This window comes from Microcoleus sp. PH2017_09_SFU_O_A (assembly GCF_020738625.1).
In the GTDB taxonomy this organism is placed as follows: domain Bacteria; phylum Cyanobacteriota; class Cyanobacteriia; order Cyanobacteriales; family Microcoleaceae; genus Microcoleus.
On record NZ_JAEQCF010000044.1, the window covers coordinates 22,195 to 34,251 of the forward strand.

Annotated in this window: 7 protein-coding genes; 1 reads left to right on the forward strand and 6 read right to left on the reverse strand. The window is 48.5% G+C overall.

The window, feature by feature from the left end:
* Positions 1 to 30 precede the first annotated feature (30 nt).
* The 6 genes from JGK16_RS17310 to JGK16_RS17335 all read right to left on the reverse strand — a co-directional run bounded on the left by JGK16_RS17310 (position 31) and on the right by JGK16_RS17335 (position 11,655).
* Positions 31 to 2,850, reverse strand: coding sequence for a hybrid sensor histidine kinase/response regulator (locus JGK16_RS17310; protein WP_293191482.1), 2,820 nt, complete (start codon positions 2,848 to 2,850; stop codon positions 31 to 33).
* A gap of 234 nt (positions 2,851 to 3,084) precedes the next feature.
* Entirely contained in the window at positions 3,085 to 3,402 is a 318-nt protein-coding gene (locus JGK16_RS17315) for a hypothetical protein (RefSeq protein WP_293191484.1), read from the reverse strand.
* A complete protein-coding gene (locus JGK16_RS17320; protein ID WP_293175159.1) occupies positions 3,399 to 3,692 on the reverse strand; it encodes a type II toxin-antitoxin system RelE/ParE family toxin in 294 nt (97 codons plus the stop codon). Before JGK16_RS17320 ends, JGK16_RS17315 begins: the two co-directional genes overlap by 4 nt.
* A 193-nt stretch (positions 3,693 to 3,885) precedes the next feature.
* Positions 3,886 to 10,077 carry a PAS domain S-box protein gene (locus JGK16_RS17325; RefSeq protein WP_293191486.1) on the reverse strand — a complete coding sequence of 2,064 codons (6,192 nt, stop codon included), beginning with the start codon at positions 10,075 to 10,077 and terminating at the stop codon, positions 3,886 to 3,888.
* Positions 10,078 to 10,282: 205 nt separating this feature from the next.
* Positions 10,283 to 10,783, reverse strand: coding sequence for a chemotaxis protein CheW (locus tag JGK16_RS17330; RefSeq protein ID WP_293142860.1), 501 nt, complete (start codon positions 10,781 to 10,783; stop codon positions 10,283 to 10,285).
* A gap of 506 nt (positions 10,784 to 11,289) precedes the next feature.
* Positions 11,290 to 11,655, reverse strand: coding sequence for a response regulator (locus JGK16_RS17335; RefSeq protein ID WP_293175153.1), 366 nt, complete (start codon positions 11,653 to 11,655; stop codon positions 11,290 to 11,292).
* A 106-nt stretch (positions 11,656 to 11,761) separates the two neighbouring features.
* Here JGK16_RS17335 and JGK16_RS17340 point away from each other — a divergent pair, with 106 nt between their 5' ends.
* The gene (locus JGK16_RS17340; protein ID WP_293175151.1) at positions 11,762 to 11,962 is read left to right on the forward strand and encodes a hypothetical protein; all 201 of its coding nucleotides are present in this window, start codon (positions 11,762 to 11,764) and stop codon (positions 11,960 to 11,962) included.
* Positions 11,963 to 12,057 lie beyond the last annotated feature (95 nt).

Here is a 12,057-nt window from a genome sequence, read left to right on the forward strand (position 1 = left end):
GAGCGCTAAAGCGCAACAACGTACCTTTATTTAATGTTTGATTAATTTTGGTATTGCTTCTAAAAGTTGAGATTCACTGTAAGGTTTCGTAAAATATTGATTGGCGCCTAATTCCATTGCCATTTGTCGGTGTTTTTCGCCGCTGCGGGATGTCAGCATGGCTACGGGAATCTTAGCAAACCGCTGGGTCGATCGCATAGAGCGCAATAATTCAAATCCATCCATCCGGGGCATTTCAATATCGACAATCGCCAAACTGCAATCAAGACCATTTTGCAGCTTTTCCAGGGCATCCAAGCCGTCTTTAGCCTGAACTACGCGGTAGCGGGCACGAGTCAGCATCAGAGACAACAACTGCCGAATTGTATAGGAATCGTCTACTACCAAAATCTGGGGCGACTGACTCGAAGTCGGCGCCACTTGTGGCACTTTACCAGACACAGGGGCGATCGAACTATTGGATAAAGGTTGACCCACCAAATCATCCACATCCAAAATAGTTACAACTTTACCGTCCCCCAAAATCGTACTCCCCAAAACCCCGCGAGGCTTGGATAGAGGTGGCGGCAAAGGTTTAACCACAATTTCCTGCTGGCCGATCAGGCGTTCCACGGCCACCGCCAGCATTCCTTCGGTAGAAGCCAAAACCAAGACGGGAATGTGATCTTGAGTCAAAGGGTCTGGAGAGGGGCCATCGGGCCCGACGACGCTGTATTCGAGCAAATCTTGCAGTCGCACCAAACGAATAAATTCATCCCGCCACCACAACATCGGCTGATTGCCGGCGGTGTGAACTTCCGAAGCTTTAATATGCAGAATTTCCTCGACTGCATCTAGCGGTACTGCTATTTTATTGCGATCGGTCTTTACCATCAAAGCCTCAGTAATCGACAGCAACAATGGCAGTTTGATGATAAAACTCGTACCTTTTCCCAGGCGAGAGTCCACCTTCACAGTCCCCCGCACAGTCCGCAAATTTGTTCGCACCACGTCGAGTCCGACTCCTCGCCCGGAAAGATCGCTCACTTCCTCGGCAGTGCTGAAACCGGGCCAAAATAGAAAATCATAGAGTTCGGCAATCGAAAATTCTTGGGCTTGTTCTTCCGTCGCTAAACCCTTTTTAACTATTTTGCGGCGAATGATTTCCGGGTCAATACCTTTACCGTCATCGGCGACAGTAATAATAGTTTGGCCGCCTTGGTGGCGGGCTTCGATTTCAATTTGACCGCTGGCGGGTTTGCCAATTGCTTGCCGAACTTCGGGCATTTCGATGCCGTGATCGAAGGCATTTCTTACTAAATGTACCAAGGGATCGCGCAAAGCGTCGAGCAAACTTTCGTCAATTTTGGTATCCCTTCCTACTAACAGCAGGTTGACATCTTTATCGTAGGTGAGGCACATATCCCGAAGCGCCCTCGGTAAGTGGTCTACGGCGCGACTGAAACTCACGACTCGCAACTGCATGACGCGGCTGCGAAGTTGTTCGGTGATGCGGCGCAGTTGGTCGGTACTGCGCTCGAATTTCATTGCTAAGGTGTCTAATTTGGTGGCGGATTGAGAAATTGCTTCGGCGGTTTCGATGACTTCTGCGGCGGTTGAGTGGAACTCTGTATAACGATCCATCTCTAAGATATCGAAGTGAGAATGGTCGATCGAGGATTTGTCGTTAACAATCAGTGGAAATTCTGTTTCATATCCTGCAAGTTTTCCTAATCCCGAATTGCCGTTTCCTCCTCTCCAGTCTGCAAAACTCAGTCTGTCGTATTCTTCGCGCAACTGGCCGCCGAATTGATTTAAATCTACGATACTGCGGCGAATTCGCTTGACTTCGCCGCGCAATTCGGATTCTTGAAGTTCTAAATTTGTACGGTTGATCACTAATTCTCCGACCAGATTCACTAATTCGGTCAAGCGTTCTAAGTCTACGCGGATTGTCGGCCTTTGTGGGTTGGGGAGGGGGGGAGAGGGAGAGAGGGGAGAGGGGGAGAGGGGGAGAGGGGGGGAGGTTTCGGATGTTTGTGATTCGTTTGGGGGTGGGGGGGAGATTTGGGGGAGTTCGTTAGCGCAGCCCTCGAAGAGGATCGCCCTTCCGTCTAATAGCTGCTGGCGTGCGGTTTGCAACGACTGGGCGATCGCCCAACCCTCCGACTGCAACCGCTGTAAAGTCAAATCTGGAGAGTCGATCAAATCTCTGAGGGGTTCAGCGACTTTCCCAAAATCCGGCAATTGCAGCATTCCAGCCAAGCCGGAGAGTTGGTAATAAACCTGGTTGAGGGCGGTGACGCTTTTTGGCAAATCTGCCTCCGAAGCTTGGGAAAGCTCAGTTTCTAGGCGATTGAAGATTGGCGGCAATTCGTGTTCAAAAATCAGTTTCAGGGTTTCCGGGGCTGCCGATCGACTGGCTGCGGGAACGGGCGGCGGCCCCGGCTTGCCGTACTTGGCCTCGAACTGGGCATGAATTTGGGCGATCGCCTCCAGGTTTGACCTTTGATCGGGAGTGCTGACATCCGAGTGGTGAATTGCTTCGGCCGCTATCTTTTTGAGAGCATCCACCCCTTGCAGCAAAACAGTTATAGTGACCGGTTCCAGGGCCGACAAGTCCGTGCGATCGCGCAAAATGACAAAACAGTCCTCCAGCGTGTGAGCCGCCGCCGACACGTCTTGAAAGCCCAACATCGAACCCGCACCTTTAATCGAGTGAGCGGCCCGAAACATTTCTTTAACACCCGCTTGTCGCCCTTTCAAATCTGCGCCTTCCATCGCCAGCAGGTGAGTTTCCATTGATTGGAGAAACTCTTGCGTTTCTGCGGTAAAAGCATCTATTAATTCGTTTAAATCATCATCATCCATATATAGCAGTTGACAGTTGACAGTTGACAGTTGACAGTTGAGAGCTTGCCGTGAGCGTAGTCGAATGGTTGACAGTTGACAGTTACAAGGTACGGGAATCAAACCGTTTATGCTATAGGGTTCTAAGCTCTATTCATCAGGTTATTTATGTGAGCGCCGGATGTGGCGGTTGCTATAAATATGAATATCGGTGCCCAGTACTTTTGAACTATTACCGATAACCTCGGTTTTTTATTAATCCTTTGAACTCAACGAACTTTCTTTCGTTATTTCCGATTGCAAGCCAAGTTGTTGCCGCACTGCTTGCAATGATTTTCCTCTTTTTGCCTTCGGACGATCGCTTGGAGCCGGCACATCGTCAGCAGAAATAACTGGCTTTTTTAGAGCAGCCAGGAGTTGGTTTAATTCTGCTTGAAGTTCTGCCAATGATTCTCCATAAGGTGCAGTTTCTTTTTCGGCGCAGGCTGCGATCGCACCCGTATCGTCATAATACACCGTGCGAATTGTGTACCCGCCATCCTCAAAAAATACTCGATAATCCCAGTTCATCATAGTTCTTCCTCTTCCCCTTGAAATATGTATTTATTCCCAGGCTTGCCAGCGATGCGCTCTATACTGACAATTTTAACTTGCTGCTCAACGTTGTACAAAACGCGATATAGCCCCACTCTCAATTCCCATTCTGCTGTATTGTTTGGACGCAGGGGTTTCCGGTTGCGCGTCTCCGTAGTGGGTTCATAACAAAGGTTAGCTTCAATACCGTCAACAATTACATTCTGTTCGTGTTTTTTAAACCACTGCAAATCCTCAATTGCTTGGTCTGTAAACTCGATTTCAAACACGATAGCTGCACCTTAAAATATTCCAAATACCGATCTATGCTAGCATTCATCATCGCACACTGTGACTTCTTAACGGGAGCCTCTTAATATCATCTCCGAAAAGGATGACCCTAATAAGATTGGTTTGTAGTGAGGACTTTAGTCCGCATCCATAGAAGGACTAAAGTCCTCACTACAAACCTTTGACTAATAACTAACTGCGGAAATTAGCCACCGACTTTTGCAATTTGCTGACAGAACCGGATAAATCATCAAGCGATGCTTTGACATCGGAACCTTTTTGGGCAGTTGTATTTGCAATCTCATTGACTTGCTGCATACTGTTAGAAATCTCCTCAGCCGAAACAGTTTGTTTAGCCGAAGCGCGAGTAATATTCTGCACCAAAGCATTCATTTCTCGACTAACTTCGATGATGGCATTCAGGTGAGTTTTAGCTTCGCTTGCTAGCTTAGTACCTTCCACTACCTCCAGTGTCCCCGATTCCATTGCCTTCATCACGCGGCTGATTTCTTCTTGAATTGTACCCACAATTTCCGAGATTTCCTCAGTCGCGCCGGCCGATCGCTCTGCCAACTTCCGCACCTCTTCGGCGACAACCGCAAAACCTAAACCTTGTTCGCCGGCTCTGGCTGCTTCAATCGTAGCATTGAGAGCTAACAAATTGGTTTGGGAAGCCAGTTGAGAAATCGAAGTGACAATTTTGCCGATTTGTTGCGAAGATTCGCCCAAACGCTTCATCATTTTTGAGGTAGAGGCGATCGTCAACCGGAGCTCGTTAATGCCTTCGACAGCGCGATCGACCGCCATACCGCCGACTTCTGCGGTGTGAGAAGACTGCTGAGCAACGGTTTCGGCGCGCACCGAAACATCTCGCACGTCGCGGATCGAATTCACGATTCGCTCGATTTCCCGCATGATTGCAGATATTTTTTCTGCTTGAACTTCCGCCTGTTGAGTGAGTTCGCTGGTATTGTTAATTGACTCGCCGGTGGCAGATGTTACCTGTTCCGCTAAAGTTTGAATTCCCGTTACCACCTTCCGCAGAGAACCAATTAAAAAGTTAAAAGAGTCGGCGACAGCACCTAAAACGTCATTCGTTACTTCCGCCCTGACTGTCAAATCCCCTTGAGCTGCGCCTTTAATTTCTCCCAACAGTTTGAGGACTTGCTGCGTCATCGAATCGGCTTCAGCTTTGCGTTCGGCTGCAAATTTTTCCAGTCCTTCCTCTGCCTCTTTGCGCTCGGTAATGTCAAAGCGGATGGCGATATATTTGACTATGGTACCGCTAGTATCGAAGATGGGGGCGATCGTGGAATCTACCCAATAAAACGAGCCATCTTTGCGCCGATTTTTGATTTCCCCTTTCCACACCAAACCGCGAGAAATTGTCAGCCACATTTCGGAAAAAAATGCTTTGGGATGGTAGCCAGAATTGACAATGCGGTGGTCGCGGTGCAGCAGTTCTCCCATGCTGAAACCGGATATTTGGGTGAATCTTTCGTTAACGTAAGTAATTATGCCTTTGAGGTCAGTTTCGCTGACGATCGCAGCTTCATCGAGGGCATTTTGCCGCGTTTTGAGTTCTTGCAGCAAGCGTTCCTGTGCCTCGGCCAACTGCTGCATCTGCTGCTGCGATGCTTTTTCCTGGGTGACGTTGCGGCAAACGACTACACCACCTTTAATTGCTCCTGTTTCGTCTTTGAGCGGCCGGCCGTTAATTTTGACCCACAGGCCCTCAGGCTGGGCTGCGTGGCGGGTGAAAATATCTACATCGTCAACGGATTCTCCTCGAAGCGTGCGTACTAAAGGGATGTCGGCTGTGGGATAGGGAGTGACGGTATCGGGCAAAAATACACCGTATTTTGCCGCCCACTCGTTGGGGAGAGCATCTGTGGAACCCGAGCCAAACATATTTGTAGCGGCGGGGTTGAACAACACAAAATTGCCATTGGCATCGGCAGCAACCACGCCGTCGCTAATGCTGTTAATTAGCAGTTGCAAGAGATTGCTTTGCCCTCTAAATTCCTCTTCAGAACGGGCTAATTGGGCTGTTGTTTCTTGCAGTTGACTAATTGTTTGTTTGCTTTCGGTAATGTCGCGCGCGACTGCATACATGATCTTTTCTTCTATTAGCGGTCGCGATTTCCAGGACAGCCATTTGTAGGAACCGTCTTTGCAGCGGTAGCGATTTTCAAAAGATATTGTTTCGGCACCGCCGGCTACTTTTGCCGTTTCTGCCAAGGTTTTTTCCACGTCTTCGGCATGGACAAAATCGATAAAAGATTGGTTTTGGAGTTCTTCTACTGTGTAGCCGAGGGTTTTTGCCCAAGCGGGATTGAGACGCTTGAATTTGCCTTCAAAATCGGCAATGCAAAGCAAGTCTAGGGACAGGGTGAAAAATCGATCGCGCTCTGCTTCGGCTTTTTTGCGATCGGTAATTTCGATCGCCACACCGCCAACACCGATCGGTTTCCCGTCCTCTCCGGCCAAAGGAAAGTAAGAAGCCAGCCAATCTCGGATTACGCCCGGTTGATTGACGGTTGTACCTGCAACCTCAATATTTAAAAGCGGCTGGTTGTTTGCCAAAACCCCCTGCAAAATCGGCTGTAGAGTATCGACCATTTCCGGTATCACTTCTCTGACGGTTTTGCCTAGGTGTTCGGCAACTGAGACGCCGGTCGTTTCGGCCAAACTTTCGTTGACTTGCACGAACCGCAACTGCTCGTCAAAAATAAACATCGAGGCTGGGGCGGCGGCGAAAAATGCGTCAAAGCGGGATTGACGCAAAACTAATTCTCGTTCTAGGGCTTTGCGATCGGTAACTTCCAGAACGAAAGCACCGATACCAAGGGGTTTGCCGTCCTCTCCCGGCAAAGGAAAGTAAGAAGACAGCCAATCCCGCACCACATCTGGGTGGGCAGTGGTAGCGTGGGAGACTTCGAGATTTAAAATCGGTTCGTTGGTACTCAAAACCTGCTGGTACAGCGGGCCGAGAACCGGTGCCATTTCCGGTTCGGCTTCCCATAGGGTTTTGCCGATGTATGCTGAAGCCGGCTGGCCCCCGAGTTCGGCTAATTTTTCGTTGAACTGCATGAACCGCAGTTGGTCGTCGGTGATGAACATTCCCGCTGGTGCTGCGGCGAAAAAGGCATCAAAGCGAGCTTGACGCAAAGAAAGCTCTCGTTCTAGGGCTTTGCGATCGCTCAGATCGCGGCCTTCTGGAATTAATAGCACGACTTTGTCGCTCTCGTCTTTGATGGGTTTGAGGGAGAAGTCAAGGGTTGCGAGGAAACCCCCGGTAAGTAGGACTTCCGCTTCGTAGCGAACTACCTCGCCGGCGGCGGCTTTGGCGACAGCTTCTCGTACCTGTTGCTTGACTTCTGGGGAAATCTGCCACCACGGGGTTTCCCAAAACGGCTTGCCTACTACCTCTTCAATCCCCACCTCAGCGGCAAGGAGGGCTGTTTGGTTGATTTCCAAAACAGTACCGTCTGGCTCTAGCAGCCCCATGAATTGTAACGATTGGTCGAAAATGGCTCGGAACAGTCTTTCGCGATCGCGCAGCATTTCTTCTGCCCGTTTGCGATCGCTGATGTCGCGGGTAACTGTTGCCAACCCCATCGGCTCTCCTGTTTCTGGGTGTTTGACTGTAAATACGCTGTAGTCAACGGGAATGCGATCGCCGGTGCGAAAGTGCTTCAACCGAAACTCGCCCCGCCAAGAGCCAGTCTCCATGACGCACGGCATAATTTCTGCTGTGAATTGCTGGAGGTCTTCGGGAAAAAAGAATTCCCCCGTATTCTTAGTTTTGAGTTCTTCTGGAGAGTTGAGTCCCACTAGCTTCGTGCCAGCGGGGTTCAGGTAAAATGGCTCTCCCTCCATTGTTGCCATCCCGATAAAATCCGAGCTACTTTCGACGATCGATCTCAATCTTTGATTTTCGATTTCGGATTGCTTGCGCCCTGTAATGTCGTTGTTGGTTTCTAAAATTGCTTTGGGTTTTCCCTGTTCGTCTCGCTGCAAATTCCAGCGGCTGAATACGGTAATTTTGGTGTGGTACTTGGTGGTGTGAATCAGTTCTCCTTCCCAATAATCCCGCTCTGCTAACTGTGCCGATATTATTTCTAAAGGCTGGGGAAACATGGTGTGAAAAAGAGTGTGGGTCAGTTGACCCAAAGCTTCTTGTTTCGTGAAGCCGTACATTCTCTGGGCGCCTTGGTTCCAATAATTAATCGTGCCGTCAATGTCTCGAACAATCAAAGCATCGCTGGCAAGGTCGAGCATTTGCAAGTTCTGCTGCAAGGCTTGTTCGGTGCGCTTGCGTTCTGTAATGTTGCGGGCGATCGTTGACATAAATTCAACTTCTCCGCTCTGGGATTTGTGGGCAATAATTACTTGGGAAACGGGTATTTCTTCGCCGTCTAAAGTCTGCCAAATTGTCTCGCCGCTCCACACCCCGTCCCGGCAAGCTGCGGGGATACCAACTTCCATCAGAGTGTCCATACTTTTGGGCGATGTTACGTCAGAAATACTAATTCCGGCTAAATCTGAGTCCTTGCCAACTCTCAACATTTCTCTGGCTGCGCGGTTGAGATAGATGCTGCGCTGTTGGGAGTCTGCCATGCCTACCCAGTCGGTGGTGGTTTCTAAGATTGCTTTGAGCCGCAATAGTTCTTGTTCGGATTCGCGCCGTTGTGTGATGTCGCGCGAGAAGCCGAGAACGCCTAGAATCTTGCCTTCTGCGTCTTTGAGGGGCGATTTTTGGGTGTCGAAGATGTGTACTTTGCCGTCTGCTAAGGAGGCAATGTCGTTGGGGTTATGGACTTCCTGACCGTTGAGTACGGCTGTGTCATCAGCGCGCCAGCCTTTAACTTGTCTTTGAGGATCTGTTTGGGTATGGAAGTTGCCGAATATTTGCTCTGTGGGTACGTTGAGTTCTAGGTCATCTTTGCCTAGCATTTCTGCTTGGGTTTTGCCGAAGGCGGCGGCGAAACCTGCGTTGACTAGGCTGTAGCGGAAGTTTCGATCTTTGACGAAGATCAAGTCTGGGGTAGCGTCAATAACTGTTCGCAGCAAGTTTTGGGAGCTTTCAGCCTCGGCGAGTGTCTCCCGCAGTTGTTCTTCCATACGCACCCGGTTGGTGATTTCTCTAATGGCGCAAACGAGGACTTTGCTGCCGCCGGCATCTACAAAGGTAGATTTTTTGACCGACAGAAAACGGGTATTTCCGTCCGGTTCAGTAATGGTTTCTTGGGTTTCGCTGCTGGTGTTTGCCCAGAAAACTAATTGGTTTTTTTCTTCATATATGTCTGCTTGTTCTTTGGGCAAGAAGTCGCGGTAAGCTTTGCCAATTAGTTCCGATCTGCTGCGACCGATGTATTGACAAAAGGCATCATTTAATGCTAGCCAGCGGTGCTGTTCGTCTTTGACATAAATCGGGTCAGGGATGGTGTTGATGATGTTGTTTAAAAATTGTTCAGAGGCTTTTAATTGCTCTTGAACAGCGGTGCGATCGCGAACTTCCTGTTGCAATAGTGCGTTGGTTTGCTGAATCTGCTCGGTTCTGTCATTGACTCGCTGCTCTAGTTCTGCGGTTAGCTGCTGCAATTTGGCTTCTGTCTGTTTGCGCGCTGTTATGTCGCGGCCTTCCGCGAGAATTTGAAATACTTCTCCTGTTTCATTTAACAGGGGCTTAAATGATATGTCAATTACTGTCACCTGGTTGTTGGCTCCGGTGATTTCGTATTCTTCCCGTACAAACTTGCCTGCCGAGACTTGTTTAATGTTGGTTTTGAGGCGCTGCTGGTTGGTTGGGGATGATGCCCACCAAGGTGTGTGCCAAAATTTTAGCCCCAGCACTTCTGATGGTTCCAAATCGCCCAATTCTAATGCTGTCTGATTTGCTTCGATCAGAGTGCCGTCTGGGTTCAATAATGCGATTAGTTGAAAAGCTTGGTCGAAGATTGCCTGAAATCGCTGGGTTGTTTCGCTGAGGGCTTGTTCTGTTGCTTTTTTGGAGGTAAGAATTTGGGTGGAACCTACTAAGAATTGGTAGCGGTTGGACAGACTCAAAAAGGCGATCGCCGGAATGACAGTTATCCAATCCGATACAGTTTGTGCCACATGGGAGTGCGGCAATCCCAGGTATTCGGCTGCGTGGCCGCTGTGGCCGAAAGCGCAGCTCCAAAATATGGCTGCTGTGACTGTGGCGAAGATGTCGAACCCGAATTGACGGTTTCGCCACAAACCTAAGCTGATTAGCGAGGCGATCGCAAAGTAACAGAAACAAATAATACAATTGGCAATCCCAGCTACCAGCGAAATAGAAAAGTCAGGTAATGTCAGGGTGAATGTCGTGGCGATCGAACTATAGATAAAATTCATGATAAAATTAAGAATTGGTAAATTAAAGGCGATCGATTTTAGATTTTAGATTTTAGATTGACTCCATATTCTTCCTTTGTCAATTGTCAACTGCCTAAAAACCTCACTGTCAACTGTCAACTGTCAACTGTCAACTGCCAACTGCCAACTGTCAACTGTCAACTGCCAACTGTCAACTGTCAACTGTCAACTGTCAACTGTTTAATTACCAGCGTTCGGAATGGGCGATCGCCTCGACATCCACTATCATTAGCAAGCGTCCTTCGGAATTGTACAAACCTTTTAAGAAGGGAGCCAAGTCGGGACTGACATCTACTGCTGAGACAGTGCGATCGGGATTTAGAGACAAAACTCCTTCGACACGGGAGACAGCCAAGCCCATCCGCATTTTCGACAATCTCACATCTCGCGGATCGGGCGCTTCCACCACTAAGATGCGGCTGCTTGGGTGGTGGGTGTCAACCGGATCGAGCCCAGCAAACCGTCCGAAGTCTGCTGCTGCTAGGATTTCGCCCCGCAAGTTGGTTAATCCCAACAAAAATGGCAGGGTGTTAGGAACCGGGGAAATCGGTTGTTCGTTGAGGGAAAGAACTTCCCGCACTGCTTCTAACTCTACGCCAAAGAGACTGCCTCCTTGACCGAAAAGGAGAAATTGCTTTGTTCCAGTTGTCTGATTCCCCGCCGCCTGGGTAGCAGTTGTTTTCATTCCTGATTTTTTGTTTCTAGTGTATCTTACAAATGAGGAATTTGCTTTGCTAGGAAAGCCGATCGCTCCGAGAGTTTATCTGGATCGGTTTTACAGGATCAAATGGTTAAATAAATAGCGGGCTGGGCAACTGGAATGATTTCTCTAATATATCTACCACTTTTAAGGAATTTAGAAACCATGTTTGTTGAAAAAAAAACTGGGTTTCTCGCTATGATATTTGGTGAATGCTACTGAACACTTGATATAGCACAAAAGAGTGTGAGTGAGGTCAAGCGCGATTACCAATTACCTATTGCCAATTACCTCACTATTAGGAGAACGGCTATATTAGACCTCTTGCAAAAAAAATATATGTTATCCTTAAAAGTTTGCTCAAGTTTAGGTCAAACTTTGAATTATGGGGTTGATTGGCATCTCCTTAAACTTGTTCAGCCTGCTAGATTATAAAATTGTCTAAACTTTCTATAATAGCACAAAATTATTTTGCAAGAGGTCTATTTTGTTTAAGCCCAAAGCAGTCGCTGCACGATGTTGACGAGTTGCTGAGGCTCAAATGGTTTGCTGACGTAAGCATCGGCGCCTAAATCGGTTCCCCAAGCTTTATCGATATCGGTGTTTTTATGAGTACAAAATACTACTGGCAAGTGTGCAGTGGCGCGATCGCCCCGCAATTCTCTGATCACTTCAAATCCGTTCATTCGTGGCATCACTACGTCTAACACCACGAGATCCGGCGGCACTTCTCGGATCAGCGCGATCGCTTCTTCGCCGTCACCAGCCCGGATCACCTGCATTCCGGCATCTTGAAGAATGCGACAGATGATTTCCAGTTCGCTGGGAACATCGTCCACTACTAAAATTTTTGACATAATTTCACACTTCCTTACTATTGTTCACGGCGGATAATCTCGCTCCAGAAGCTGCTGGGGTGATGGCTTTCGCCCCGCTTCACTACGGTTATTTGATTGCGCCATTTTGCAAACAAATCAATGCACTTCTAAATACAATATAGCCGGTCACATAGCCTCAGCGAAGAAGGAAGAAGGAAGAAGGAAGAAGGAAGAAGGAAGAAGGAAGAAGGAAGAGGGAAGAAGGAAGAGGGAAGAAGGAAGAGGGAAGAAGGAAGAGGGAAGAGGGAAGAAGGAACAAGAAAGAGGGAAGAATAAGCCAGAATAAGCCAGAATAAGCCAGAAAGAAGAAGTCCGATGAAGTCGGAAGAGAAAAAAAGCTATCCCTGCCTCCGTGACTTCCGTGTCGCGAATCAAGGGAAT

Bases quoted from the DNA above. Each gene is read 5' to 3' on its own strand.
- JGK16_RS17315 (WP_293191484.1), bottom strand. From the start codon at position 3,402: ATGATGAACTGGGATTATCGAGTATTTTTTGAGGATGGCGGGTACACA.
- JGK16_RS17335 (WP_293175153.1), bottom strand. From the start codon at position 11,655: ATGTCAAAAATTTTAGTAGTGGACGATGTTCCCAGCGAACTGGAAATC.
- JGK16_RS17310 (WP_293191482.1), bottom strand. From the start codon at position 2,850: ATGGATGATGATGATTTAAACGAATTAATAGATGCTTTTACCGCAGAA.
- JGK16_RS17325 (WP_293191486.1), bottom strand. From the start codon at position 10,077: ATGAATTTTATCTATAGTTCGATCGCCACGACATTCACCCTGACATTA.
- JGK16_RS17330 (WP_293142860.1), bottom strand. From the start codon at position 10,783: ATGAAAACAACTGCTACCCAGGCGGCGGGGAATCAGACAACTGGAACA.